At 65.6% G+C, this 24,989-nt stretch carries 20 protein-coding genes, 7 tRNA genes and 1 pseudogene; 13 read left to right on the top strand and 15 right to left on the bottom strand.

Annotated elements, in window-relative coordinates; translation table 11 throughout:
* Nucleotides 1-156 precede the first annotated feature (156 nt).
* The 7 genes from AC5P67_RS17460 to AC5P67_RS17430 all read right to left on the bottom strand — a co-directional run bounded on the left by AC5P67_RS17460 (nt 157) and on the right by AC5P67_RS17430 (nt 9,596).
* Nucleotides 157-1,059, bottom strand: a complete 903-nt coding sequence (locus AC5P67_RS17460; protein WP_005410066.1) for a cation diffusion facilitator family transporter — start codon at nt 1,057-1,059, stop codon at nt 157-159.
* A gap of 28 nt (nt 1,060-1,087) precedes the next feature.
* Nucleotides 1,088-3,376, bottom strand: a complete 2,289-nt coding sequence (locus tag AC5P67_RS17455; protein ID WP_005410067.1) for an Orn/Lys/Arg family decarboxylase — start codon at nt 3,374-3,376, stop codon at nt 1,088-1,090.
* 20 nt (nt 3,377-3,396) lie between these two features.
* The gene (gene adiC, locus AC5P67_RS17450; protein WP_005410068.1) at nt 3,397-4,749 is read right to left on the bottom strand and encodes an arginine/agmatine antiporter; all 1,353 of its coding nucleotides are present in this window, start codon (nt 4,747-4,749) and stop codon (nt 3,397-3,399) included.
* A gap of 76 nt (nt 4,750-4,825) precedes the next feature.
* The gene (locus tag AC5P67_RS17445) at nt 4,826-6,259 is read right to left on the bottom strand and encodes a DcaP family trimeric outer membrane transporter (protein WP_111193613.1); all 1,434 of its coding nucleotides are present in this window, start codon (nt 6,257-6,259) and stop codon (nt 4,826-4,828) included.
* A gap of 512 nt (nt 6,260-6,771) precedes the next feature.
* On the bottom strand, nt 6,772-7,614 hold the full coding sequence (dsbG, locus tag AC5P67_RS17440; protein ID WP_005410070.1) for a thiol:disulfide interchange protein DsbG: 843 nt from the start codon (nt 7,612-7,614) through the stop codon (nt 6,772-6,774).
* A gap of 30 nt (nt 7,615-7,644) precedes the next feature.
* On the bottom strand, nt 7,645-8,448 hold the full coding sequence (locus tag AC5P67_RS17435; protein ID WP_043034672.1) for a TlpA disulfide reductase family protein: 804 nt from the start codon (nt 8,446-8,448) through the stop codon (nt 7,645-7,647).
* An 80-nt stretch (nt 8,449-8,528) separates the two neighbouring features.
* On the bottom strand, nt 8,529-9,596 hold the full coding sequence (locus tag AC5P67_RS17430; RefSeq protein WP_005410072.1) for a GlxA family transcriptional regulator: 1,068 nt from the start codon (nt 9,594-9,596) through the stop codon (nt 8,529-8,531).
* Nucleotides 9,597-9,783: 187 nt separating this feature from the next.
* Here AC5P67_RS17430 and AC5P67_RS17425 point away from each other — a divergent pair, with 187 nt between their 5' ends.
* From AC5P67_RS17425 to AC5P67_RS17395, 7 genes are all read left to right on the top strand, one after another.
* Nucleotides 9,784-10,194, top strand: coding sequence for a heavy metal-responsive transcriptional regulator (locus tag AC5P67_RS17425; protein ID WP_005410073.1), 411 nt, complete (start codon nt 9,784-9,786; stop codon nt 10,192-10,194).
* Between the two features lie 89 nt (nt 10,195-10,283).
* Nucleotides 10,284-10,359 (top strand) — tRNA-Ala (locus AC5P67_RS17420).
* 54 nt (nt 10,360-10,413) lie between these two features.
* A tRNA-Glu gene (locus AC5P67_RS17415) sits at nt 10,414-10,489 on the top strand.
* A 184-nt stretch (nt 10,490-10,673) separates the two neighbouring features.
* Nucleotides 10,674-10,749 (top strand) — tRNA-Ala (locus tag AC5P67_RS17410).
* 49 nt (nt 10,750-10,798) lie between these two features.
* Nucleotides 10,799-10,874, top strand: a tRNA-Glu gene (locus tag AC5P67_RS17405).
* Between the two features lie 45 nt (nt 10,875-10,919).
* A tRNA-Ala gene (locus tag AC5P67_RS17400) sits at nt 10,920-10,995 on the top strand.
* 47 nt (nt 10,996-11,042) lie between these two features.
* Nucleotides 11,043-11,118, top strand: a tRNA-Glu gene (locus AC5P67_RS17395).
* Between the two features lie 165 nt (nt 11,119-11,283).
* On the opposite strand, the gene AC5P67_RS17390 is transcribed toward AC5P67_RS17395, so the two are convergent.
* Nucleotides 11,284-11,700, bottom strand: coding sequence for a GNAT family N-acetyltransferase (locus AC5P67_RS17390; RefSeq protein ID WP_005410074.1), 417 nt, complete (start codon nt 11,698-11,700; stop codon nt 11,284-11,286).
* A 77-nt stretch (nt 11,701-11,777) separates the two neighbouring features.
* On the opposite strand from AC5P67_RS17390, the gene AC5P67_RS17385 reads away from it, so the two are divergent.
* Nucleotides 11,778-12,734: an SOS response-associated peptidase family protein gene (locus AC5P67_RS17385; RefSeq protein WP_329754568.1), complete on the top strand. Its 957-nt coding sequence runs from the start codon at nt 11,778-11,780 to the stop codon at nt 12,732-12,734.
* A 10-nt stretch (nt 12,735-12,744) separates the two neighbouring features.
* Here the strand turns inward: AC5P67_RS17385 and AC5P67_RS17380 are convergent, their stop codons facing one another.
* Nucleotides 12,745-13,125 (bottom strand): response regulator, encoded by a 381-nt coding sequence (locus AC5P67_RS17380; RefSeq protein ID WP_005410076.1) that lies wholly within the window; start codon nt 13,123-13,125, stop codon nt 12,745-12,747.
* Between the two features lie 132 nt (nt 13,126-13,257).
* On the opposite strand from AC5P67_RS17380, the gene AC5P67_RS17375 reads away from it, so the two are divergent.
* Together AC5P67_RS17375 and AC5P67_RS17370 are read left to right on the top strand one after the other, a co-directional pair.
* A tRNA-Leu gene (locus AC5P67_RS17375) sits at nt 13,258-13,343 on the top strand.
* 199 nt (nt 13,344-13,542) lie between these two features.
* Nucleotides 13,543-14,984: pseudogene (locus tag AC5P67_RS17370) on the top strand (GGDEF domain-containing protein).
* Here the strand turns inward: AC5P67_RS17370 and AC5P67_RS17365 are convergent.
* Together AC5P67_RS17365 and AC5P67_RS17360 are read right to left on the bottom strand one after the other, a co-directional pair.
* Nucleotides 14,981-16,807: a methyl-accepting chemotaxis protein gene (locus tag AC5P67_RS17365; RefSeq protein WP_049397487.1), complete on the bottom strand. Its 1,827-nt coding sequence runs from the start codon at nt 16,805-16,807 to the stop codon at nt 14,981-14,983. The pseudogene AC5P67_RS17370 and the gene AC5P67_RS17365 overlap by 4 nt on opposite strands.
* Nucleotides 16,808-16,870: 63 nt before the next feature.
* Complete coding sequence (locus AC5P67_RS17360; protein ID WP_495215029.1) at nt 16,871-17,311, bottom strand: GNAT family N-acetyltransferase; 441 nt, start codon at nt 17,309-17,311, stop codon at nt 16,871-16,873.
* A 273-nt stretch (nt 17,312-17,584) separates the two neighbouring features.
* On the opposite strand from AC5P67_RS17360, the gene AC5P67_RS17355 reads away from it, so the two are divergent.
* The gene (locus tag AC5P67_RS17355) at nt 17,585-18,673 is read left to right on the top strand and encodes a DUF5694 domain-containing protein (protein WP_329754627.1); all 1,089 of its coding nucleotides are present in this window, start codon (nt 17,585-17,587) and stop codon (nt 18,671-18,673) included.
* Nucleotides 18,674-18,734: 61 nt separating this feature from the next.
* A complete protein-coding gene (locus AC5P67_RS17350) occupies nt 18,735-19,025 on the top strand; it encodes a putative quinol monooxygenase (protein ID WP_012480608.1) in 291 nt (96 codons plus the stop codon).
* Here AC5P67_RS17350 and AC5P67_RS17345 read toward each other — a convergent pair.
* The 4 genes from AC5P67_RS17345 to AC5P67_RS17330 form a co-directional block, all read right to left on the bottom strand.
* Nucleotides 18,967-19,269, bottom strand: coding sequence for a hypothetical protein (locus AC5P67_RS17345; protein ID WP_012480609.1), 303 nt, complete (start codon nt 19,267-19,269; stop codon nt 18,967-18,969). The two genes, AC5P67_RS17350 and AC5P67_RS17345, sit on opposite strands and share 59 nt — an antisense overlap.
* A 62-nt stretch (nt 19,270-19,331) precedes the next feature.
* Nucleotides 19,332-21,521 (bottom strand): PAS domain S-box protein, encoded by a 2,190-nt coding sequence (locus AC5P67_RS17340; protein WP_005410083.1) that lies wholly within the window; start codon nt 21,519-21,521, stop codon nt 19,332-19,334.
* Nucleotides 21,522-21,729: 208 nt separating this feature from the next.
* Nucleotides 21,730-24,117 carry a Tex family protein gene (locus AC5P67_RS17335; RefSeq protein ID WP_099490402.1) on the bottom strand — a complete coding sequence of 796 codons (2,388 nt, stop codon included), beginning with the start codon at nt 24,115-24,117 and terminating at the stop codon, nt 21,730-21,732.
* A gap of 207 nt (nt 24,118-24,324) precedes the next feature.
* A complete protein-coding gene (locus tag AC5P67_RS17330; RefSeq protein WP_005410085.1) occupies nt 24,325-24,540 on the bottom strand; it encodes a hypothetical protein in 216 nt (71 codons plus the stop codon).
* 357 nt (nt 24,541-24,897) lie between these two features.
* Between AC5P67_RS17330 and AC5P67_RS17325 the strand changes: the two genes are divergently transcribed.
* The coding region (locus AC5P67_RS17325) for a transposase (protein WP_305099592.1) at nt 24,898-24,989 on the top strand (92 nt) is incomplete at its 3' end.

The following is a 24,989-nucleotide window of genomic DNA, read 5'->3' as shown; positions in this document are numbered from 1 at the left end:
GGCAGTCTGTGACCTCAACCCCGGTTGAGGTCAAACGGATCCGGTGCAACAGACCGGTCTGCCACGCGCAACGATCACGCGATCCCGTGGAATCGAGCCTGCTCGACTTCCGCTGACGAAAAGCAGTCGAGCTATCTCGACTCTACAGAAGCGTGGTCACGTCCACGCCGGATCTGCGGTGAAATCGATGGTCAGCCAGAACGTGCTGCCCCGAGCATCCAGCCTGACCGCGATCTCATCACGCATCGCATCGACCTCGCCCACCGAGCCCAAGGGCGTAGCCGGATCGGCCAGCACATGGATCTCGATGAAGCGCATCCGCCCCATCTTCGCCACGTGGCTGGTGAAACCGGCATAGCCACGCTCGGCCACGAATGCCTGCATGACCTGCTGCACGCGCCGGTCCAGATCATCCGGCGCCACCTGGAGTACTTCGCGCATGGCCTTCCACGCACTGCGCGCCGGTACCGGCAGTACCGCCAGGCTGATCAATGCCAGCACGATCGAATCCAGGTACGGCACCCAGTGGTGCCACTCACCGCCATGCAGGACCAGGGCCAGTACGAAGGCCAGCACTACCGCCAGGCTCATCAAGCCACCCAGCAGCCAGCCCCGTACATCCAGCCACAACAGCGCCGAGCGCAGGCGCCGCGCCCGCTGGGCGACGAACGCCGCCATCGCCAGGTTGCTGGCACTCAGCAGCGCCGCCCACCACAGCGCGGGCCCGAATTTCACCTCGTGTCCGCCCGTGGTCAAACCGATCACCGCGTTGGCCAGCGCATACACGCAGGCCAGCGACAGGATCACACCGCCCAGCGCCTCGACCATCGGCTCCAGGTGCCAGTAGCCGTACTGGAAGCGCGGGCTCTGTTCCCGCGCCACCAGCCGCAGCACCGACAACGACACCAGGGTCAGGGCAACGTCGACCAGGCTGTACACTCCGTCGAACAGGATGGCCTGCGATCCCACCAGCAGGCCACCGCTGAAGCCGACCACGCTGACCGCGATGGTGAACCCGATCGAGAACTTCAGGATGCGTTGCTCGCGCGCGGTATCCATCGTTCGCCGAAGGGCCGACCGTCGCCGGTCAGGCCTTCAGTACCTCCACCTTGTACGAGGTCACATCGCCGTCGTTCTCGATGATGAGCCCGTGCACGTCCGACTCGAAGCCCGGGAAGCGGGCATTCTGCTCACGGGCGATGCGCAGCGACTGGATGATCGGCTCATCGCTGTCGCCAAAGCGCTCGCCCGGCATGATGGTCGGAATGCCCGGCGGGTACGGCACCAGCATGGTCGCGGCGATGCGACCACTGACCTGCTCGATGTCGACCCGCTCGATCTCGCCCTTCACCAGGTGGTTGTAGGCATCGGCCGGGGTCATCACCGGGGTTGGCAGATCCACGTACATCTCGCGCATCACCTTGGCCACCGCGAACTCCTGGTTGAACGCATGCAGCGCGTCGCACAGGTCACGCAGGCCCCAACCGGCGTAGGCATTCGGATAGTCGGCGGCCAGCGTCGGCAGTGCCTGGCTGAGCGGCGCATTGCGGTCGTACAGTTCCTTGAACGCCATCAGTTCAGTGACAAGGGTGCTCCACTTGCCCTTGGTGATGCCCATCGAGAACAGGAACAGCACCGAGTACAGGTTGGTCTTCTCCACGGTGATGCCGCGGCCCCACAGGAACTTGCTCAGCACCGCCGCCGGAATGCCCAGCTTGCCCATGCTGCCGTCCATCGCCAGGCCCGGGGTCAGCAGAGTCACCTTGATCGGGTCGATCAGAACATAGTCATCCACCAGGTTCTCGAAGCCGTGCCAGTGCGCATCCGGCTGCAGGTACCACTCCTCGCGCTTGGCCACCATCGGTGCCGGCGTATCGCCCTTGTCCAGGCTGCGCTCGACCTGGGTCGGCTGCCACACGCTGAACCACCAGTCGTCGCGCCCCAGGTCATCGCGGACGTGCAGCATCGCGCGGCGGAAGGCGATCGCCTCGTCGTGCATTTCCTGTACCAGCGAACGGCCGGCATCGCCTTCCATCATCTTCGAGGCCACATCACAGGCCGCGATCACTCCGTAATGCGGGCTGGTCGAGGTGTGCATCATGAACGACTCGTTGAAGCGCTCGGCATCCAGGTTGCGCTGCGCCGAGTTGCGCACGTGGATCATCGAGGCCTGCGAGAACGCGGCCAGCAGCTTGTGCGTGGAATGCGTGGTGAAGATGATCGCATCCTGCTCGCGCGGCTTGCCCTTGGCCATGCCGTAGTGGTTCTCGTAGAACGGATGGAACGCAGCGTAGGCGTACCAGGCTTCGTCGAAATGCAGGAAGTCCACCGCGCTGCCGATCTCGTCGGCGATCTTCTCGGCGTTGTAGCACAGGCCATCGTAGGTGGAGTTGGTCACCACTGCGATGCGCGGCTTGGAGCCGGCCTTGTAGGCCTTGCTGGCCAGCGGGTTGGCGGCGATACGCTGCTGCAGCGACTCGGGCGTGAACTGGTCCAGGCTGATCGGGCCGATGATGCCATGCGCGTTGCGGCTGGGGGTGAAGTACACCGGCACCGCGCCGGTCATGATCAGCGCGTGCAGCAGCGACTTGTGGCAGTTGCGGTCGACGAATACCACGTCGCCGCGGGCCACTGTGCCGTGCCAGACGATCTTGTTGGCGGTGGAGGTGCCGTTGGTGACGAAGAAAGTATGGTCGGCACCGAAGTTGCGTGCGGCCTCGTTCTCGGCGTCTTTGATCGGACCAGTATGGTCAAGCAGCGAACCCAGTTCCGGCACCGAGATCGACAGATCGCTTCGCAGCGTGTTCTCGCCATAGAACTGATGGAACGCGCGGCCGACCGGCGATTTGGTGAACGCCACGCCGCCGGCATGGCCAGGCGTATGCCAGGAATAGTTCGACTCGGCCGCGTGATGGATCAGCGCCTTGAAGAACGGCGGCAGCAGGTTCTTCATGTAGTCTTCGGCCGCGCGCATCACCTGCCGCGAGATGAAGCTCTTGGTGTCTTCGAACAGGAAGATGAAGCCGTGAATGTACTTGAGCAGCTTGCTCGGCACCTTCTCGATGGTGCGGCGCTCGCCGTACAGGAACACCGGCAGGTTGGCGCGGCGCGCGCTCTGCTCGCGCAGGAAGGCGGTCAGGCGCTGGAACTCGCCATCCACCTCTTCGCTGCCATCGATCGAGATCAGCACCGCCGACGCCGCCACGTAGGTGCGGGCACCGGCACGGGCATCATCCAGGTTCAGGCCGCACAGCACGCGCTGGTCGTTGCTGCGCAGCTCTTCCACCAGGGCGCGGATCAGGATGCCGCCGATGCGTGGCGACTCGTAGTCGTTGTCGATGACAATGACCGGGTAGTCCAGGGACTTGAAGTACACGTTGATTCTCCTTGTCTAACTCAGGAACGCTGGGCGCCGGCGCTGATCGCCGAGGCCTCGCGGGCGCGCTGCCGCTGCTGGCGGCGCTCCTCGCTGAAGAAGGGATAGAACACGGTGATGAACAGCACGAACAGGAACGCGTACTGCACGATGGTTCCCGACGAGCCGTAGATCGCCCACAGGCAGTAAACGACGGTCAGGCTGGTCAGGGTCCAGAAGGCACCGGTGTGGACCAGGGTGTGCGAGCGCTCGACCACGAAGTAGCAGGCCACGCACGAGTAGATGTAGGGCAGCAGGGTCAGCACCACCGCCGCCGATGTGATCACGTCGAACTGTGCCGACGCGGTTTCCGAGGTGGAAGTGACCAGCACCGCCAGGGTCATCAGCACGGCCACGATCAGCACGCCCTTGACCGGTACGTCGTCCTTGTTGGTCTTGCTGAAGATGCTCGGGAACAGGCCGTCATCGGAGGCCGCCTTGGCGCTCTGCGCGGTCAGCAGGATCCAGCCGCCCAGCGAACCGGCGGCACCGATGAAGGCACACAGGCTGACCAGCGCACCACCCCAGCCACCGACGGCCTTGGCCGCAGCCAGTGCGAACGGCGCATCGGAAGTCTGCAGTTCGCCATTGGGCACCATGCCCATGATCACCGAGGAACTGGCGATGTAGGCGATGGCGGCCAGGAACACACCCGCCAGGGTGGCGCGGGCCACGTTCTTTTCCGGGTTCTCGACCACACCAGCGGTGACCGAGGCCGACTCGACGCCAATGAAGGCCCACAGCGTCAGCGCCGCGGCGCTGGAGATCGCGCCGAAGTTCGATTCGCCGGACACGTTGTAGGCCCCCTTGAAAATGTCGGCATCGAAGAAGAACCAGCCGAAGATGGCGATGCCCAGGATCGGCACCAGCGCAAAACTGGTGGTGACGGTCTGCACCCGGCTGACGAACGCCGGACCGATCACGTTGGCGAAACTCAGCGCCCACACCAGGATCAGCACCGCGATGCAGCGCACCAGCGGCTCGGACAGGATCGGGAAGAAGTAGCTGAAATAGCCCACTGCGGCGATCGGAATGGCGACGTTGCCGATCCAGTTGGCGAACCAGTAGATGGTGTTGGTCTGGAAGCCCATGTACGGCCCGAACCAGTCGCGCGCATAGGCGTACGGGCCGCCCGCCTTGGGTGCCAGCTTGCCCAGCTTGGCGAACACGAAGGCCAGCAGCAGCGCACCGGCGGTGGTGATCAGCCAGCCCCAGATCGAGGCGGTACCGATCTTGGCCAGACTGGACGGCAACAGGAACACGCCTGAGCCCATCATGTTGCCGGCGACGAGGAAGGTGGCTCCGACCACCCCGATTTTCTTTGCTTCTGCCATGACAATCTCCTGTACTGGCATGAGCCCGGTACAACCGGGCGTGGGGACGGTTACGCTGGCGTACGACCGCTGGCGCTTATTTGATGAAGTTGTATTGCAGGCTGCCCTGCACCCGGACCGTGTCGCCGCGTGCGCCGCCCTGCTGTTCCAGGCGGCCGTACAACAGCTCCATGCCCATCGTCCAGGACGGCGCGGGGCTCCAGATCAGGTTGAATACGCCGTACCGGCTCTGTCGGAAGGCATCGGCCGCCAGTGCGGCGTTCCGCTCCAGGGTCAGCTGGCCGAAGATCAGGTTCGATCGCCACAACTCGGACCAGTAGTGGGTATAGCCGACGAAGCCGCCGTGCAGGTCCAACGCGTCGAGGCGGCCATCGGCACCGACCACCGCGTCCAGCCCGGAGCCGGTCAGGTCGGCGGTATAGCGGCTGAGGCCGCGTCCTCCCAGCGCACCGAACAGCAGCAGGTCGCGCTCGCCCACCGAGGCCGAGCCACTCAGCTGCAGGCCGCCGGCCATTCGCCGGTCGCGCTCGCCATCGCCGTCATAGGCCAGGCTGCGCGCCACCGCGCCCACCTGCAGGTGGCCCCAGTCGCGCTCCATGCGCGCGGTCACGGTTACGTCCGGCAGACGGTTCACCGCAGCCCGCTCATCATTGGCACCGGCAAGTTCAGTCTTCGGGTCTTCGGCCGCCACGGTCAGCGTGCTGCCCTTGCCCATCGTGAAGCTGTGGTGGATGCCGGCCACCAGCAGATAGCCGGCGCCACCCGGCCCGGCGAAGTCCAGCGTGTCGGGCAGGCTGTCCGGGTCCATGAAGCTGGAGTAGCCATAGCCGGCATAGGTATTGCCGAGCTGTCCATACGCATGCCGCAGGCGGAACTCGTAGCCATCGCTGCTGCCGAAGAAGTCGTTCTCCAGATAGAAGCGCAGGTTGCCGTGCGTGGTTGGACGCCGCGCCTCGAAGCTGAAGCGGGTCTGCTTGGCGTGGATGTTGAAGTTGGAGACATCGCGGTGGCTGCCGCCCACCGGCATCGACGAGGGAATGAACTGATCCTCGTCGCCGGCCGCGCGCGAATCGGCGATGGCATCCAGCTTGGCGTAACCGCCGATGCGGATCACCGTATCAGTGCCGGGTATGGCAAAGAACCCCTTCAGATCCGGGTCGGTCGGGCCCGCCGCACTGTCCGGTCGCGATGCCGCAGTGGACGGATCAGCGACCGAATCGCGCTGCGGCAGTACCGGCTGCGCCACACCCGGCACCTGGGTGCGATGGATCACGTCGGAAGGGGCGGCAGAGGCCATCGGCGCCATTGCAGGCGCGGCTGTTGCCTGCGCAGGCGCAGCATCGCGCTGCTCAAGCCGGTCCAGCCGTTGCTGCATGCCTTCCAGCGCCTGGCGCATGGCGGCCATCTCGCGCCGCAATGCCTGCGCATCCTCTGCATCACCCTGTTGAGCGTACGCCGGCGTGATCGCCAGTGCCCCCAGGCATGCCAGACTCAGTACGGCCAAACGCATTGCATCCTCCCCTGACGAACACTCGCATCACGGTTCCGGAGCGCATGCATGCGCCGCCCTGGCTTCGCGTTGCCGTTGCTGGAAATGCGGGTACTGCGTCGACGACATCGGCCAGCCTGCGCACGGCAGGCAACAGGACGATGACACTGCCCCGCCTGCACCCATGTCGACTCCATCAAGGCCGCGCTGCCAGAGAGGTGGCGACCGCAGCGGTCTGGGTAACAAGCACAGAGTGAGAGTGTCGTGAATGGCTGTGCCGGCCGACCCTGATCAGGGCGTGGCGAGCGCGGCATCCATCGCGCATTGACGCTGTATTCCATGCGTCAAAGGCTAGTCCGTTTGTCGCTTTTGGCCTTGATTGGAATCAAGGCACGATGCTTGATCTCAGTCACGATTCAGACGTGACGACGAACAGACAATGCGCAAGCGGTTGTGTTCGCCTGGGGCAGGAACGCAACAGGCCCGCATGTCACCATGCGGGCCTGTGGTCTACATCATCATGCAGGCGTGGATCAGCGCGGACCAAGCACCGTCTGCAGGTCGTCGCCCTGCGGCAATCCGGCCCGGCGCTGCACCTGGCCCTGTGCATCCTGGAACAGGATGCCCGGGGTGCCCTGGAACCCCATCTCCAGCATCAACACCTGGTTGGCGTCAAGCTTGCCGGCGATCTCGCGGCTGATGTTCGGCAGCGCTTTGATGCCGCCACGGTCGAACTGGTGTTCGTTCTCCAGCAGCGCCGCGCTCGGATCACGTGCGGAGAGGATGGCTGCGGCCTTGGCCGGACTGTCCTCGCGGATCACACCCACCATGATGTGGCGCAGCTGTACCTTGCCGGCGTCGACCCACGGACGGGCCGCCTCCCAGAACTTGTGGCAATACGGGCAGTTGGCATCGCTGAAGGTATAGACCACGCGGGGCGCGTCGGCCTTGCCATCACGCACCCAGGCGCTGGCTTCGAGCTTGGTCCACATTTTGGCCGACATCGGTGCGGCAACCAGCTTCTCGACCGCTTCGGCAGCCACATCATTACCTTCGGCATCGAACAGGCTGCCCACCAGTACGTGCTTGCCATCGGCCGTGACATAGGCCGCTGCAGGCTGCTGCCCTCCCACCACGCCAGCAAAACCGCGCAGGCCGTCCGGCGCATCGAATTCGGCAACGACCTCGAAGCCGTGCTTCTCGATGCCCTTCAGCACGGCTGGACGGTCGCCCTTGGCGGCAGATGCCGGAGCAGTCGTCGCCGAAGCCGTAGCGGCCTTGCCCGGCGGCGTCTGTGCCTGGCTGCAGGCGGCCAATGCCAGCATGACCGGCAGCAGGAGCACCGCCGGGGCGGTGCGCAGGGAAATCGACAACATGGGAACTCCGTAGTGAGATGCCCGCGCAGGCTACCGCAGCCGGCGCAGTTTGTGTTCAAGGCCGGCCGCAGTCAGTTCGCCCAGGTGCAGTTCACGCAGGCGCCCATCGGCGTCGAAAAAGAGCGTGGAAGGATATGCCTGAACGCCGAGCACGGTGGAAGCAGCAGCGTCATCATCCAGCAGCACGTTGCCCAGCATCAGTCGTTCGCCGGCCAGGAAACCCTGGACCTCATCCAGGGTTTCAGCCTGGTTGAGGAATACGAACTGCACGTCATCATGTGCCTGTTGTGCCGTCGCCAGCACCGGCATCTCACGCCGGCAGGGCCCGCACCATGTGGCCCACAGATTCAGCACCAGCGGCTTGCCGCGGAACTGCTGCAGATCGATACGATCGCCTTGAAGGTCCGCCACCTGCAGCGCCGGCAACGGCATCTGCCGCTCCTGCCATGCCGACAGCAACTGGCCACCAGCGACCCAGAACAACACGCCTACCAGTGCGCTCGTCAGCACCGGTGCACGCAACTGACGCCACGGCCGCAGACGCCATAATCCCCACGACAGCCCGGCCACCAGCACCACCATCAGGTGATAGCCACCATCGGTGACCTGCAGAATGCTCCAGGGCTCCGAACGATAGAGCGCGAAATTCAGCACAACAAAACTGACACGACCACACAGCAGGCCGATCAGCAGCATGTCCAGCACGATGCCTGCTGCCGACGGCAGCGGCATTCCCACTGCCCTGCGCGGCCAAAGACGGGCAACGGTCATGGCCAGCAACGTGCACATCAGGATCAACACCACCGGCATCGGTACCGGTCCAACACTCGACATCAGCCCACCTGTTCAAGTTCCACTGCCTGCATGGTCAAAGCGTCACGCCCAGGTTGCAAGCGCTCGCCCGCCCCCCATGGTCAGGCCGCACTGCGCCCCAACTGCATTCCGGGGGACGCCTGCAGGCCGCGCAGACTTCCGGCCACCGACGGCATCAACGGTCGCTCCCGCCGCTTGCAGTTGACGTGGCGGCGATAGTTGGCCGGTGTCATGCCCACGATGCGGAGGAACAGTCGTCGGAACGCGCTCTGATCAGCGTAGCCCACCCCCCAGGCCACCTCCTCGATGCCTGCGCCCTGCTGCAGCAGGGTCTGCGCCTTGGCAATGCGCAGCCGTTGGCAGTATTCGATCGGCCGCAGACCGGTCGCTCGGAGGAAGCGCCGCTGCAGGGTGCGCGGTTCCAATCCGGAAACCTCGCAGATTGCGGCCAGAGTGGCTCCTCGTGCGGCAGTGGTATGCAGCCAGCGCTGGGCCTTCAGTACATCGCGGTCACCGTGGGCGAAGTTGGCACTGAAACGCTCAAGATCCTGCTGGATTCCTGCGGGCACGACGATCCCGAGCTGTTGCGCGACCGCGCTCGCCACGCCCTGCCCGTGCAGCCGGTACAGCAAACGCAGCCCGAGGAAACGCCATGCCTGCGATCCGCCAACCGTCAGCAGATCGCCATCGTCGACCAGCGCCCGCTCACTGGGCACCCAGCTCACCGCCTGCGCCTGCAACCCTGGATGTCGCCCCAGATCGGGGCCGCTGACCGTTCTTCCGGCCAGCAGTCCCGCACGGGCCAGTACACCGACCCCGTCGCTGGCAGCAGCCAGCAGGCTGCCCCCGTCATAATGGGCCCGCAACCAGTCCAGCAGGACCTCTTCGGCGCGCAGACAGGCTCCGGGGCTGATCTGGCCGGGAACCGCGATCACCGCGGGAATGGCGGCGTCGAGCATTTCAGCACCCGCGATGCGGTGTACACCGGTCTGGCTGGCGGGAACGATCCAGCGGGTGACAAGCACACGCTTGAAGGGTCGGCGCTGCTGTTGGGCCAGGCGGTTGGCGACGTGGGCCATTTCGGCCAGCACAGAGGCGGCGGAGGGGTCCCCTCCCGGATATTCGACCACCGCAACCTCTACGAATGCTTCGTTCCTGACTCCCTCCACAGACCACCTCCTCGGTTCGTTGCAGGCCATCGAACGGCCGGTTCAGGCGAAGGGTAGGAACAGGCCCATCTGCGGGGCTATGAAGAAAGTTGCAAAGTGGGCTGAATGCGCGCACCGAGCTGAAGCCTTGACTCTCGACCAGACTCCAGGCTTCACAATGGCCGGCAGGATCCGCAGGAAAGCTGCCATGAACATTGGACAACTGGCCCGTCAGGCGGGCGTGCCGATCGATACGGTCCGCTATTACGAACGGCAGCAGCTGCTGCCGACGGCGGCGCGCTCGGCCGGGGGTTACCGCATCTTCGGCGAGCCGGATCTGCGCCGGCTGCGCTTCATCCGCCGCGCCAAGGCACTGGGCTTCAGCCTGGAGGAAATCGGAGAACTGCTCGCGCTCAGTGATCACCACCAGCAGGACATGGGCAGCGTGCGTGACACCGCGCAGGCCCGCCTGCAGGACATCGCACAACGGATGGCCGAACTGCAGCGCATGCACATCGCGCTGTCGCAGCTGGTCGACGCCTGCCCCGGCCATGGCGCGCTGGACCAGTGCCCGATCCTGGCCGCTCTGACCGACGACACCACCGCCGCAGGCGACTGACATCGGCTTCGCAACACGCGTGAAGAAAAGTGCAACAAATGCTTGCCAACCCCCTGGGGCAAGGCTATTATTTCGCTCCTCAGCGACGTGGGGCCATAGCTCAGCTGGGAGAGCGCCTGCATGGCATGCAGGAGGTCAGCGGTTCGATCCCGCTTGGCTCCACCAATCTTTCGGCATTAGGCCGTCGAAAGGTCGCTAAAGAACATTGATGAGAATTGCGTCCCCATCGTCTAGAGGCCTAGGACATCACCCTTTCACGGTGGCGACCGGGGTTCGAATCCCCGTGGGGACGCCACTCATCACGAACAACGAGGACCCGGCCGATAACCGGGTCTTTTTTGTTCACCGCCTACCGGTATTCAGGGTGTGGCGTTGCGGTTCCCCTGCCCTCGTGGCTGCGGTTGAACCGGAACGAAAAAAGTTCAAAAAAGACTTCCACAAACGTGAACACGCAGGTATGATAGGCGGCTCGGTAACACGGGGCCATAGCTCAGCTGGGAGAGCGCCTGCATGGCATGCAGGAGGTCAGCGGTTCGATCCCGCTTGGCTCCACCACTTTCGACATTAGGCCGTCGAAGGTTCTACAACTTGAAGTTTTTCGTGCGTCCCCATCGTCTAGAGGCCTAGGACATCACCCTTTCACGGTGGCGACCGGGGTTCGAATCCCCGTGGGGACGCCAGTTTCAAAACGGACTCTGCTCCCGGCAGATCATCCGGAGTTTCATGGGGCCATAGCTCAGCTGGGAGAGCGCCTGCATGGCATGCAGGAGGTCAGCGGTTCGATCCCGCTTGGCTCCACCACTTCGACATTAGGCCGTCGAAGGATCTACAACTTGAAGTTTTCGTGCGTCCCCATCGTCTAGAGGCCTAGGACATCACCCTTTCACGGTGGCGACCGGGGTTCGAATCCCCGTGGGGACGCCAATTCTTGAAAACCCTGGCTTCGGCCGGGGTTTTTCTTTGCCTGAGATTCCCGGGAAAGCCCTGTCCACGCATGGCGTGGATCTACTGCAGGGCCGGGATGGATCCGGCGGCCGGTTGGCCCAGTAGATCCATGCCACGCATGGATGGCCTCAGCCTGAACACACCTCAGAACCGGCGATACATCCCGATCGATGCAGGTGCGGTGGGTGCGAAACCAAACTGCGCGTACAACCGGTGCGCTTCACCATCGGCCAGAAGGCTGACGTATGCAGACGGCGGCAGGTTCGCCTGCATCCAGCCATCCAGCCGACGCATCACTTCCTTGCCCAGGCCCTGCCCCTGCAGGCGCGGCAGCACGGCGATATCACAGACCTGCAGGTGGCACCCACCATCGCCGACGATGCGGCCCATCGCTACCAGCTCATTGCCCTGGTAGGCGCACACGCCATACAGGGTATTGGGCAGCGCGCGTGCCGCCGCCTCCTGGCTCTTGGCACTGAGGCCCGCCAGCACACGCAGCTGGCAATAGTCTTCGACCGTGGGGACAGCCTCGCGGAACTGGCAGCTGACGGAATCATTCATGCGGTATCTCCCTGTAGGTCGGGCTATCCTGCCGCATCCACGTCGCAACGACTGCGACCCAGGCCTGCAGAGTTCCCATGTGCTATTCCGCCCTGATCCGCGCTGACTACGCCAAGCTGGTCCGCGAGTTCGGTGCCATCCTGTCGCTGGAGGAGTTCGCCGAACTGTACGCGCACGATCCCGGCAAGAAGCGGCCGAAAACCCCCAAGGCCATGGACGACGGCTTTGCCGGCGCGCGCACCGAACAGGGTCGCGACATCGTTGCGAAGATCCAGCAGTGGCATGCGCAGGAACGCCAGAATCTCGAGGCGGAGCTGGCCCGCCAACGCGAGCGCCGCGATATCGCCCACGCGACGCTCGCCACCCGCCCCACCCAGAAGGCACGCAACGACCTGCGCGTGGCCGGCAACCGCATCGAGCGCGCCCAGGCCCGGCTTGAGGACCTGCACCGGGTACAACTACTGCCGCGCGACAACCGCATTTTTCCCGGCACCTACGCGCCGGTGATGGTCAGCGAGAGCGGCCGACGGGTGATCAAGCCGATGCGCTACCAATGCCGGCTGCCGGACAAGCCGGCACGCAACGACGTGCTCTACCCCGGCACCTACAACGCACGACGCGACAGCCTGGAAGGCTATTGGCGCGGCGCGTTCGGCCTTCGCCACGGCGTTGTCGTGGTGCAGGCGTTCTATGAGCACGTACCACGCCACGCGATCGCAGGGCGCGCGCTTGGCGCCAGTGAAAAGGAACAGGATGTGGTGCTGGAGTTTCGCCCCGACCCGCCCCGCGACCTGCTTCTGGCCTGCCTCTGGGCGGAATGGGAGGGACCGGAAGGACGCCTGCTCTCATTCGCCACGATCACCGACACCCCGCCACGCGATGTCGCCGCGGCAGGTCACGATCGCGGCGTGATACCGATCCGCAGGGAGTATCTCGATGCGTGGCTCAACCCCGATCCGGACAACCTGGCCGGGCAGTACAGCATCCTCGACGACCGCGAGGACATCCGTTACCTGTACGAGGAGGCGGGCTGAAGCGCCGTTCTCACGCCGTTGCGCTGGAACGGCCCACCGCACGGCTCAGCGCCCGGGTCAGGTCCGCCGACAGATACGGCTTGACCAGCAGTACTCCGGACAGCATAGACTCGGGCAGCTGCTCAGCCAGCATTCCGGTGGCAAGCACGAACGGTACGCCTCGCGCCGACAATGCTGCCGCCACCGGCTCGCTGGTCTCGTTGCGGGCCAGGCGATAGTCCAGCAGGGCCACATCGGGGACCGAGTCTTCCAGCACGCGCAATGCTTCAGCCACGCTCGCCGCCAACCCGACCACGGTCGCGCCGGCATGCACCAGCTGCATCTGCAGCAAGGCCGCGCTCATCTCGTCGTTCTCGACCACCAGCACCCTCAGGTCCTGCAACACTGTCATCGGCTATGGCTCCTGGAGGCATTCAAGCCGGCGCAGTATAGCCATCGCAGAGCCGATGCCGACAGGAAACGCCTCGATCTGCCTTGCCCCTATGAAAGCCCTGCCCTCCTCGGTTACACTCACACGCTGCCTGCCGGTGTGGCGGAATGGTATACGCAGCTGACTCAAAATCAGCCGGGGGTGACCCCATGAAGGTTCGAGTCCTTTCACCGGCACCACAGCATCAAAGGCCAGGTCCATGACCTGGCCTTTTGCTTTTCAGGCGATGCAGGCGCATGTAGCCGCTCCGGTGTCACTGTGCTGACGCAAAACTGCGACCGCTGACAGGGTTGCCGCTAGACGTAGTGCACACTTTTCTTGCCAGCCTCACGTGCATCTGCCTATCGTGATCCCGCCGGATCCGGGGTGGGGGACTGCATGACGTTGCGTGCTGCACTGTTTTTTCTCGTCACGCACGCGCTCGTCATTGCCTTTGTCGGCCCGCAGGACCCGGTCGGCTCCTACCTGATGCTGATCACCGCCCCGCTGCTGGCTGCACTGGTCTGCGTACGGCGTGCACGCGTCAGCCAGGCGGCCTGCCAGTGGCGACTGCTCGGCGCGGCCGTCGGCCTGTTCTCTCTCGCGCTGCTGGCCCTGCTGTACCGCAAAGTGGCCGGCCTCGCCCCTGCGCAGATGACCGCCTCAACACTGATCCTGTACGTGTTCTACCGGATCCCCCTGACCTACGTCGCTGCAAGCCCGGGCGGCGGGAACCGCTACATCCGTGCGGTGGACCTCGGGATCATTGCCCTGCTTTGGCTGCTGTACTACCTGCATGCGCGGGCGATGGCGCCGCTGAACACCGCCTTGTGGACGCAGTGCCTGAACACCATGAGCGGCGTGCAGAACAGCCTGGTGTTCTGCTTCGCACTGATCCGTTTCCTGGCCGAGGACGATCCGGACCGCCGCGATTTTTTCCGGACGCTGACGATCTACGCGCTGGGCTACTTCCTGCTGGCCTTCTACATCAATACCTATCAACCTATCAGCCGCAGGTGCCCGACGGCAATTGGGGCGACCTGCTGATCAGTGGACTGTTCGTGCTGCTGGCCATCCTGGCGGGCAGCCATCGTCGCTGCCCGGCAGTGGAGGCATCCCGCAGCCTGCGGCGCATCGTCGATGCCGGCGTACCACTGATGCTGCCCTTGCTGCTGATGCTGGTGGCGCTTCTGGTCGCGCGCCTGCAGCCGACCCTGGCCACGGTCGGCTTCATCGGCTCCCTGCTCGGCTATGCGCTGCGCAGCGTGCTGAGCCAGGTCGAGATCCAGCGCCAGCGCGATGAACTGGAAACGCTGGCGCGGCGCGATCCGCTGACCGGACTGGGCAACCGGCGCAGCTTCGATGAGTCGCTGGATCGGGCCCACCGCCGCGCGCGCCGCCAGGGCCAGGGCCTGGCGGTACTGATGATCGACATCGACCACTTCAAACGGCTGAACGACACCTACGGCCATCCGGAAGGTGATCGGCGCCTGCGTGCCGTCGCCGGCATCCTCGATGGCTGCCTGCAACGGGGCGACGATCTGCTGGCCCGCTACGGCGGCGAAGAGTTCATCGCCGCCCTGCCCTCGCCCGATGCCACCCACGCCCTGGGCCTGGGCGAACGGCTGCGCGCTTCGGTCGAAGCCGCAGCCCTGCCCGCCCCCGTGGCCACCGTCACCATCAGCATCGGCGTGGCCTGGCAGGCACCCGGCGAAGACGGCGATCCGCGCGGCCTGGTCGAACGCGCCGACCAGGCCCTGTATCGCGCCAAGCATGCCGGTCGCAACTGCGTACGCGGCGACACCGAAACCAAGGAAGAACAGTCCGGTCGCCGCGCCTAGACCGCATGCAGCGCCGCCGCTCCGTGCCGGTGCCCGGCGCCGCCCTGCAAGCGGAAGCTGGCCACCGTCTGCAGCAGCTGCGCCGACTGCTCTTCCATGCTGCGTGCCGCCGCCGACGCCTCCTCGACCAGGGCCGCGTTCTGCTGGGTGCCCTGGTCGATCAGATCGACGGCATGGTTCATCTGCTGGATGTCGTCGCTCTGCTGCTGCGAGGCAGTGCTGATTTCGGTCATCAGGTCGCTCACCCGGCGCACGTTGGTCACGATCTCGTCCATGGTGCGGCCCGCGCTCTCAACCTGCGCCGTACCGGCACCCACATTGGCAACCGACTCATCGATCAGGTGCTTGATCTCCTTCGCTGCGCTGGCCGAACGCTGCGACAGCTCGCGGATCTCGGTGGCAACCACGGCAAATCCACGGCCGTGTTCACCGGCACGCGCCGCCTCCACCGCTGCGTTCAGCGCGAGAATGTTGGTCTGGAAGGCGATGCCGTCGATCACCCCGATGATGTCGACGATGCGCCGCGACGAGGCATTGATCACCGCCATCGTTTCGACCACCTCATGCACCACACTGCCGCCGCGCGCAGCGACATCGGCGGCTCCACCGGCCAGCTGGCTCGCCTGGCGCGCGTTGGTGGCGGTGCGCTGCACGGTCTCGGCCAGGCCCTTCATCGACACCGCGGTTTCCTCGAGCGAAGCCGCCTGCTGCTCGGTGCGCTGCGAGAGGTCGCTGTTGCCCTGTGCGATCTCAGTCGCGCCGACTGCGATGGTGTCCGCGGCGAACTTGATCTGGCCGATGATCGCGGCCATCGCCTCGACCAGCGAATTCACGCCTTCGCACAGTTCGGCGATCGAGCCATTCTTGTCGGCGGTGGCCACGCGCTGGGTCAGATCGCCCTGCTTGGCCGCGGCCACCACCTCGCGGGTCTGCGCCACCGCGCGCTGCATGGTCTGGTTTTCATGCACCTGCGCGGTGATGTCGGTGGCGTACTTGACGACCTTGAACGGCTTGCCATTGAGGTCCAGGATCGGGTTGTAGGACGCCTGGATCCAGACCTCACGCCCGCCTTTGCCAAGACGCCGATACTGGCCGGCGTCATATTCGCCGCGCCCCAGTTTCTCCCAGAACTGGCGATATTCGATGCTGCTGCGATGCTCGGGCTCGACAAACAACGAATGGTGCTGCCCGCGCACTTCGTCCAGGCTGTAGCCGGTGGCGGCCAGGAAATTGTCATTGGCCGACAGGATGCGGCCATCCATGCTGAACTCGATCACCGCCTGCGACTTGGTGATCGCGGCCAGTTGCCCCGCCGAGTCGGCCGCCTGCAGCTTCTGCGCGGTGATGTCGGTCGCGAACTTGACCACCTTGTACGGCCGCCCCTGGCGGTCCAGTACCGGGTTGTACGAGGCCTGGATCCAGATCTCGCGCTGGCCCTTGCCGAAGCGGCGGTACTGTCCGGCGTCGTATTCGCCGCGCCCCAAGCGCGCCCAGAAGTCGCGGTATTCGGCGCTGCGCGCCAGCTCGGGGTCGACGAACAGGGAATGATGCTTGCCCTGGATCTCCTCCAGCCGGTAGCCCATCGCCTGCAGGAAATTGTCATTGGCCTGCAGGATGGTGCCGTCGAGCGCGAACTCGATGACGGCCTGCACGCGATGCAGCGCGGCCACCTGCGCTTCCAGCTCGGTGCGGTCGGTCATCGCCTTCTCTGTGCCGGTGCGTTGCTGCGGCGCCAGTACGCCAAGCAGCGCACGCCACGGCGACCAACGGGTGTGCAGCTCGGCCGGCGCCTGCGCGCCTGCCGTGAAGCCTGGAATGAGCATTGTCTGATCCTCGGTGTCCGGTAATCGGTTGTGACCCGACGGGCGGGATGCCCGGCGGCAACATCAGTTGCCAGGGACTACAGGTGCCAACGGCACCTCTCGAGCGACTGCCAAGAACGTCTGCTGCGGGTGCGATCGGCATCTGGGAGCGGCGGAACACACTGCGCGGACCGCCCATCGGGGGCAGCCTGGGGTCCTGCGGCGGGTGACTGGAGCGGGATCCAGAGGGAGTATCGGCGATGCCGTCGGCCGCTTTAGCGGGATTCCGCGACGTCCGTCGCAACTCCGTGCATTGCGGTAGACGATTGCCGTGTACTTCACGCCCTGCTCACGTGCTACAGGCAGTCCGCCGAGGGACTCAGCGAGGGAACGGCTGGACCGGTTCTGCTCGGCCACCGGATAGCGGAACGCAGCACAACGCAGGCGCCCTGAGGCGGCCGACCACACCGCCGCCACGGCTTCGCGACCATAGCCGTGCCCATGCATCATTTCTGCGATCCAGATGCCCAGTTCGGGTTCTGCGTCACGGGCTCGATGCAGGCCTGCCAGGCCAAGGAATACACCGGGGCGTGAACGGCCGGAGGTGCAGCCGCGGACTGTCGATGGTCCAGTCGTCGGACGTCATGTTCTGCATTGCCTGAGCGCTGGGTACAGCATCGCTCAGCAGAAGGATGCAGCTCAAGGCAAAAAGGTTTACATGACCAATGCGGGATTCCGCGGCAGGAGAATATGACCAGCATGAAGGTCCCGCAGGATGCTCATCGACATGGAGATCGCATGTTCCCTCGCTTTGCCAGCCTTCTCTTCCTGGCCGTGTGCAGCAGCAGCGCGCTGGCCAACGACACCGCCTATCGACCCGCCTTCCACCCGGACCAGCTGAAGGGACCGCCCGCAGGGCGCCCGAACGAAGTGCTGGTGCTGGGCAGCCCGCACCTGTCCAGCCTGCCGGAGACCTTCATGCCGGCGATGCTGGAACCTCTGCTGCAGCGCCTGGAAGCCTGGCGGCCCACCGCGATCGCGGTAGAGAACCTGTCCGGCCTGCAGTGTGACTTCATGCGCCGCAATCCGGCCCGATACGCCGAGAGCGTAGCGGACTACTGCGTCGATCCGGCACCGGCGCAGGCCGCCACCGGCCTGGACGTGCCCAGCGCCAACGTGGAGATGGAACGCCTGCTTGCGGATTGGCCGAAGGCGCCAACCGCTGCCCAGCGACGCCAATTGGCCGCAGTGTTCCTGGCTGCGGGCGAGAGCAGCTCGGCAGTCGTCCAATGGCTGCGGCTGCCCAGGGAAGAGCGACGTGCCTCGGACAGCCTGACACCGGAGCTGGTGCAGTTCCTCGACACGCGCATGGCACGCCGCAACGAGGCCGGCCTGGTGGCCGGCGTCCTCGCCGCGCGCCTGGGGCTGGAGCGGCTGTGGGCGGTCGACGACCACACTGCGGATTCGCCTACACCGGAATCGCAGCAGAAGGCCTACGCTGCCGCCATACGCGGTGCCTGGGACAATTCCTTCGCCAAAGCGCGCAGGGCGGCCGATGAACGACTGGAAGCCAATCTTGCTCAACCGGATGGGTTGCTCGCGATGTATCGCGCCTACAACGCACCCGAGGCCGCGATGCTGGCCTTCAACAGCGATTTCGGCGCGACGCTCGTCGAACCCTCGCCGGAAGGCTTCGGCCGCAACTACGTGGGCTACTGGGAAACCCGCAACCTGCGCATGGTCGCCAACATGCGCGACGTGCTCGGCCAGCACCCGGGCACCCGCATGCTGACCATCGTCGGTGCCTCGCACAAGGGCTACTACGAGGCCTACCTCAACCAGATGCACGATGTGCAGCTGGTCAGTGCGGACGCAGTATTGCGTTGACGGGATGGGTGCCGGCCACCCGCCGGCACTATCCTGCAGGGCCCCATCCAGAGGTACCTGCATGCTCAAGGTCATCGCCGAAGACTTCATCCATCCCGATGCCGTGGACACCGTGCTTCCGCTGTACCGGGAACTGGTCGCCTGCACGCAGCGCGAGCCGCTCTGCCTCGGCTATGAACTGTTCGTGGACCAGAAGGATCCCGGGCACTTCATCTTCATCGAGCAATGGCCTGACCGCGTCGCCCTGGACATCCACTGCGCCAGCGAACATTTCCAGCGGCTGGTGCCGCAGATCAATGCCTTCCAGCGCGCGCCATGCCGGTTCCTGCTGATGGATGCTGCGCCTCTGTAGTGCCGGCATCAACGCGACGGTGATCCCGGCGCCTGTGCCGCCACAGCACCAGGCTGGCCGCCACCGTGCACGCCAGGGTGAGGGCCAGCAGCGCCACCACGCTCGCCTGCAGCACCGGCAACATTGCCTGGGCGAGACGGTCCTCACGCACCTCCTCCAGCCGGAGCCCGGCCGCCAGGGCCAGGCACCAGCCGACCAGGGCCGGGGCGAAGGCACGCACCGCCATCGGGTTGCAGACATTCATGGGATCACCTGTAAGAGAGGAGGTGCGCGGAGTATTTGCGCCCGCCCTCTCACAGGCTGAGATCAGCCCTCGACGACCTCGGAATCATCGCCCGGCAGCTCACTGGCCTCGCCCTGCACCTGCACGTTGTTGCGGCCCATCGCCTTGGCCCGGTAACACTGGGCATCGGCCGCGGCCACCGCCTGGTCCACGCTCATCCCTCCGGCCAGCGGCGCGATGCCGATGCTGGCCCCTACCCGCAACCGGTCCTGGTCCCACGGAATCGACAGCGACGCCAGGGTATGCAGCAGCTCGCCGCCAATGCGCGCTGCACGACGCGGCGTGCAACCGGACAGGATCACAGCGAACTCATCGCCGCCCAGCCGCGCCACCACATCCGAATCGCGCACCCCGTGACGCAGAACACTGGCCACTGCCCAGAGCACCGCATCGCCAGCCAGATGGCCCCAGGTATCGTTGATAGGCTTGAACCGGTCCAGATCGATGTACATCAGCGACGCGGCCTGGCCGGTACGTTCGACACGGGTGATCGCCTGCTGCAGATGCACCTCGAAGCCACGGCGGTTGCTCAGTTCGGTCAGCGGGTCGATCTCGGCCAGATGACGCGCCTCGCGCTGGCGGGCACGCTGCTGGGTATCGTCGCGCAGCACCCAGACCGCGCCTCGCACGTGGCCCTCGTCATCGCGCAACCAGGCGCGGGTCAGGTCCACCGGCACCGTGGCGGCACCCAGGCGCAGCAGCAGGTCGGCATGCAGGTCGACCGCATTGCTGTCCGGATCCAGCAGTACCGACACGTCCAGCACCGAACCCGGCGCGTATTCGGTGGTCAGCGCCAGCACATCCTGCACCTTGTGTCCGGCCAGCGACAACGCGCCATCGCCGGCCAACATGCGTACTGCAGCGGCATTGGCGTAATCGATACGGCCATCGAGGCTGACGCTCAGCACCAGGTCGGCCACGGCATCCAGGGTGATGCGGCTGCGCTGTTCGCTCTCGAACAGCCGCTGCTCGCTGCTGCGCTGGGCGGTGATGTCCTGGATCTGCGACACGAAATGCAACGGCTCGCCATGCTCGTTGCGCACCAGCGACACCGACAATCGGGCCCAGATGACCTTGCCATCGCGATCGAGATAACGCTTTTCCAGGTGGTAGTGGCTGCGACGACCGGCCAGCAGGTCCTGCACCAGGGCCAGGTCGGTCTGCAGGTCATCAGGATGGGTGAGACGCTGGAAATCCACCTGCAGCAGCTCTTCCCGCGGATAGCCGAGGATCCGGCACAGCGCATCGTTGACGTCCAGCCATCGCCCTTCCAGTGACACCAGCGCCATGCCCAGCGCAGCCGAGGTGAACGCACCGGCGAACTTCTCCGCGGACAAGCGCGCTTCGGCCCTCGCCTGCAGGATCTCGGTGATGTCGATGGCCATCCCGACATAGCCGATGCGTACACCGTCGGCACCGTCCATGCGGCTGATCGAGAGGCGTACCTGGCGTGGCTGGCCGTCCTTGCGCAGCAGCGTCCATTGCCGCGAATAGGTCTGGCCATCGGCACGCGCACTGAGTGCCTCGAACACATCTGGCAGTTGGCCATCGGCATCGGCCAGCGGTCGCAGCCAGGCATTCAGTTCCTGCGGATCGTGGAAGGCATCCAGCCGACGCTGGCCGACCACATCCGCCGCGCTGTAGCCCAGCAGGCGTTGCGCGCCCGTGTTGAACAGGGTGATGGTGCCATCGATATCGGTGGCGATCACCGCCACCTCGTCGGAGGCATCGACCACGGCCTGCAGGCGTTGCCGTGTTTCGGCCGCATCCTGTCGGGCCTGCTGCAGCTCGGTCACGTCGGCATGCGCACCGGCCATCCACAATGGTTTGCCCTGCGCGTCCCATTCGAAGACGCGGCCACGGTCCTGGATCCATATCCACTGGCCATTCTTGTGGCGCATCCGCAGCAGGCACGCGTAGTTGTCGGTGCGCCCCTCGAAATGCTCGTCCAGTGCCGCGTCCGACAGCGCTATGTCATCGGGATGGACCAGCTTCAGGAAGGTCTTCTGGCAGACCGGCTCCAGCTCTTCCAGGCGGTAACCGACAATCTCGGCCCAGCGCGCGTTGACCCGCATCTCGCCGTTCTGCACGTTCCATTCCCAGGTGCCCGCGGCGGTGCCATCGATGATCATCGCCAGCCGCCGACGCTCTTCGGCCAGCGCCTGCAGGCGGCGCTCCAGCAACCCGTTGCCGTTGGTGCCCTGGCCCGCCATCACCGCTGCCCCCGGCCCGCGCAGGCAGGCAGCGGCCGCAGCGCGACGCTGCAGACCTCAACGAAGACGACGGGTCCTGCTGGCGTCATGGCCCTCCCCAGCGACAGCGGGGTGGCCGGACGCCTCCCCTCAAGCGCAAGTGTGCGCAATCACGGGGAAAATCGACAAGTCCCCCGCCACGAATCAAGCGTGACGGGGAACACGGTCCTCAACTACGCTTGGCGCGGGCGAAGGCCTCGGCCAGGGCGTTGTTGGCCGGGGGCGCGGACGCGGCGGGACGGCCGCCATTGCCCTGGCCCCGGATCGGCCCGCGGTTCTGGCCGCCTGCATCCCGGCGCGGACCCTGCCCATGGCCGCGCTCATCACGCTGGCCCGGGCGGCTGGTGGCCTGCCCGGGGGTATCGTCCAGACGCCGGGTCAGGGCAATGCGCTTGCGCGCCACGTCCACCTCCAGCACCTTCACCTTGACGATATCGCCAGCCTTGACCACGTCACGCGGGTCCTTCACGAAGGTGTCGGACAGCGCCGAAATGTGGATCAGGCCGTCCTGGTGCACGCCGATATCGACGAAGGCACCGAAGGCCGCCACGTTGCTCACCACGCCTTCCAGCACCATGCCTTCGCGCAGGTCCTTGATGTCCTCCACGCCTTCGGCGAAGCGCGCAGCCTTGAACTCCGGACGCGGGTCGCGGCCCGGCTTCTCCAGTTCCTTCAGGATGTCGCGCACGGTCGGCAAGCCGAAGGTGTCATCGGTGAACTGCTCGGCCTTCAGGCCACGCAGGAAGCTGCCATCACCGATCAGCGCCTTGATCGGGCGTGCGGTGCTGGCCACGATGCGCTCGACCACCGGATAGGCTTCGGGGTGCACCGCCGAAGCATCCAGCGGCTGGTCGCCGTCGGCGATGCGCAGGAAGCCGGCGCACTGTTCGAAGGTCTTCTCGCCCAGGCGCGCGACCTTCAGCAGATCCTTGCGGCGCTTGAACGGGCCGTTCTCGTCACGATGGCGCACGATGTTCTCGGCCACCGTGGCCGACAGGCCGGACACCCGCGACAGCAGCGCGGCCGATGCGGTGTTCACGTACACGCCCACAGCGTTCACGCAGTCCTCCACGCGCGCATCCAGCGCCCGCGCCAGCCGGTACTGGTCCACATCGTGCTGGTACTGGCCGACACCGATCGCCTTGGGTTCGATCTTGACCAGTTCGGCCAGCGGGTCCTGCAGGCGACGCGCGATCGACACCGCGCCACGCAGCGACACGTCCAGCCCCGGAAACTCCTTGGCCGCGAACTCGGAGGCCGAGTACACCGAGGCGCCCGCCTCGCTGACCACGACCTTCTGCAGCTTCGGATTGGCGGCAGCCTTGATCGCTTCGCCGGCCAGCTTGTCGGTTTCGCGGCTGGCGGTGCCGTTGCCGATCGCGATCAGTTCAACGTTGTGCTTGGCGCACAGTTGCTTGATCGTCTGCACCGACTGGTCCCACTGGCGACGTGGCTCATGCGGGTAGATGGTGTCGGTGGCCACCAGCTTGCCTGTGGCATCGACCACGGCGATCTTGCAGCCGGTGCGGATGCCCGGGTCCAGCCCAAGCACGGTCTTCGGGCCCGCCGGTGCGGCCAGCAGCAGATCCTTCAGGTTGTCGCCAAACACCGCGATGGCCTCGGCCTCGGCCTTCTCGCGGGCCTGGTTGAACAGGTCCAGCAGCAGATGGGTGTGCAGCTTGGCGCGCCAGGTCAGGCGGCAGCCGTCCAGCAGCCAGCGATCGGCGGCGCGGCCCCGGTCGGCGATCCCGGCCCTGCGCGCCACGCGGCCTTCGGCGTACTGGTGGCCGGCCTCGGCATCGCTGCCCGGGTCCAGTTCCAGGAACAGGATCTCTTCGCGGCGCGCGCGGAACAGCGCCAGCAACCGGTGCGAAGGAATCTTCGCCAGAGATTCGGCATGTTCGAAATAGTCGCGGTACTTGGCGCCTTCGGTTTCCTTGCCCTCGGCCACGCGGGCACGGATCACGCCGTTCTCTCCCAGCCAGGTGCGCAGCTCGCCCACCAGCGCGGCGTCCTCGCCCCAGCGCTCCATCAGGATCGCGCGCGCACCTTCCAGCGCGGCCTTGGTGTCGGCCACGCCCTTGTCGGTGTTGACGAAGGCGGCCGCGAAGGCCTGCGGGTCCTGCGTGGGATCGGCTAGAAGGCCATCGGCCAGCGGCTCCAGACCGGCCTCGCGGGCGATCTGGGCGCGGGTACGGCGCTTGGGCTTGTACGGCAGGTACAGGTCTTCCAGCCGGCTCTTGGTGTCGGCGGCCAGGATGTCGTTGCGCAGCTCGTCGCTGAGCTTGCCCTGCTCGCCGATGCTGGCCAGCACCGCCGCACGGCGCTCCTCCAGCTCGCGCAGGTAGGTCAGCCGGGTTTCCAGATTGCGCAGCTGGGTGTCGTCCAGGCCCCCGGTCACTTCCTTGCGGTAGCGCGCGATGAACGGAACGCTGGCGCCCTCGTCGAGCAGGCCGACGGCGGCGCGCACCTGGGCGGACTGGGCACCGATCTCGTCGGCGATGGTCTGGGCGATCTGCTGGGCGAGCGCGCTCTGGGCGTTCTTGGCGTCGTGCATTGCTTCAGGTCTGTGCCGCGGTACGGGAAGATCCCATTCTGGCAATCCACGACGGAGCCGGACAAGGCATTGACAGGGGGCGAGGTTCAGCGGCGGGGCCGGAGTGGACGCCGGCATCCTGGCGGAGAGAGGGCTCGGACTGGCCCTGGGCTGGGATGCCGGCGCGGGCGCGCGATGGTGGGCGCGCCCTGCCGCGTGTTGCGAAGGTCAGCGGTAGTGGCGGGCGGCGCGCTGCATGACGATCTCGTCACGCATGCCTTCCAGGGCCATCAGGCGGACCTTGCCGACACCCTGCAGTTCCATGAACCGCTCCGTGTAGAACTCCGGCCCCAGCGCGGTGTCGGCGCGGGATTTGCTGAAGCCGTAGGGCACCACGCCCTTCTCGCCATCCTTGCTACCACCGACATAAAGAACGATTGCCATGTGATGTATTCCTCCAAATTGCTACTGCGTACTGCACTCGATGAACGATGCTGCGAGCTCATCGAGGGAGAGCTTACCGCGTCGGACCTGACTGGAACGTCAAAAAGGCTAATGACGATCGGTTGCATGCAGATGACTGCGGGATCGCAGCAGAATGCTTACGGATCTTTAACTTCCGGCTAACGAATCCGTGGGGGATTCCCGCCAACGGCGCAGCCCCTCGTGGGTGGTTTGGTTGTTCGCGGAAAGCTGGTTTCCCGGGGGCTGGCCGGGAGGGTGGGTAGTGCGGGGACGCCGTGAACCCGTCCTTGAAGTGACCCCCGGGAGTTGGACGTCAGATCCAACCCCGAGGGATACATGAACAGATATGACGCACGTTTCAAACTGCAGGTCGCCAAAGAGGCCTGCAAGACCTCCACATCGGTCAAAGCCATTGCCCGTCGCCACGG

It is taken from the genome of Stenotrophomonas sp. YJH_SMC_21, from assembly GCF_059369555.1.
This window is presented reverse-complemented; position numbering and strand designations above follow the sequence as displayed.

Excerpts from the sequence above, each read along its gene's own strand:
- AC5P67_RS17460 (WP_005410066.1), bottom strand. The coding sequence starts at position 1,059 with ATGGATACCGCGCGCGAGCAACGCATCCTGAAGTTCTCGATCGGGTTC.
- adiC (WP_005410068.1), bottom strand. The coding sequence starts at position 4,749 with ATGGCAGAAGCAAAGAAAATCGGGGTGGTCGGAGCCACCTTCCTCGTC.
- AC5P67_RS17445 (WP_111193613.1), bottom strand. The coding sequence starts at position 6,259 with ATGCGTTTGGCCGTACTGAGTCTGGCATGCCTGGGGGCACTGGCGATC.
- dsbG (WP_005410070.1), bottom strand. The coding sequence starts at position 7,614 with ATGTTGTCGATTTCCCTGCGCACCGCCCCGGCGGTGCTCCTGCTGCCG.
- AC5P67_RS17435 (WP_043034672.1), bottom strand. The coding sequence starts at position 8,448 with ATGTCGAGTGTTGGACCGGTACCGATGCCGGTGGTGTTGATCCTGATG.
- AC5P67_RS17425 (WP_005410073.1), top strand. The coding sequence starts at position 9,784 with ATGAACATTGGACAACTGGCCCGTCAGGCGGGCGTGCCGATCGATACG.
- AC5P67_RS17390 (WP_005410074.1), bottom strand. The coding sequence starts at position 11,700 with ATGAATGATTCCGTCAGCTGCCAGTTCCGCGAGGCTGTCCCCACGGTC.
- AC5P67_RS17385 (WP_329754568.1), top strand. The coding sequence starts at position 11,778 with ATGTGCTATTCCGCCCTGATCCGCGCTGACTACGCCAAGCTGGTCCGC.
- AC5P67_RS17380 (WP_005410076.1), bottom strand. The coding sequence starts at position 13,125 with ATGACAGTGTTGCAGGACCTGAGGGTGCTGGTGGTCGAGAACGACGAG.
- AC5P67_RS17365 (WP_049397487.1), bottom strand. The coding sequence starts at position 16,807 with ATGCTCATTCCAGGCTTCACGGCAGGCGCGCAGGCGCCGGCCGAGCTG.
- AC5P67_RS17355 (WP_329754627.1), top strand. The coding sequence starts at position 17,585 with ATGTTCCCTCGCTTTGCCAGCCTTCTCTTCCTGGCCGTGTGCAGCAGC.
- AC5P67_RS17350 (WP_012480608.1), top strand. The coding sequence starts at position 18,735 with ATGCTCAAGGTCATCGCCGAAGACTTCATCCATCCCGATGCCGTGGAC.
- AC5P67_RS17345 (WP_012480609.1), bottom strand. The coding sequence starts at position 19,269 with ATGAATGTCTGCAACCCGATGGCGGTGCGTGCCTTCGCCCCGGCCCTG.
- AC5P67_RS17340 (WP_005410083.1), bottom strand. The coding sequence starts at position 21,521 with ATGGCGGGCCAGGGCACCAACGGCAACGGGTTGCTGGAGCGCCGCCTG.
- AC5P67_RS17335 (WP_099490402.1), bottom strand. The coding sequence starts at position 24,117 with ATGCACGACGCCAAGAACGCCCAGAGCGCGCTCGCCCAGCAGATCGCC.
- AC5P67_RS17330 (WP_005410085.1), bottom strand. The coding sequence starts at position 24,540 with ATGGCAATCGTTCTTTATGTCGGTGGTAGCAAGGATGGCGAGAAGGGC.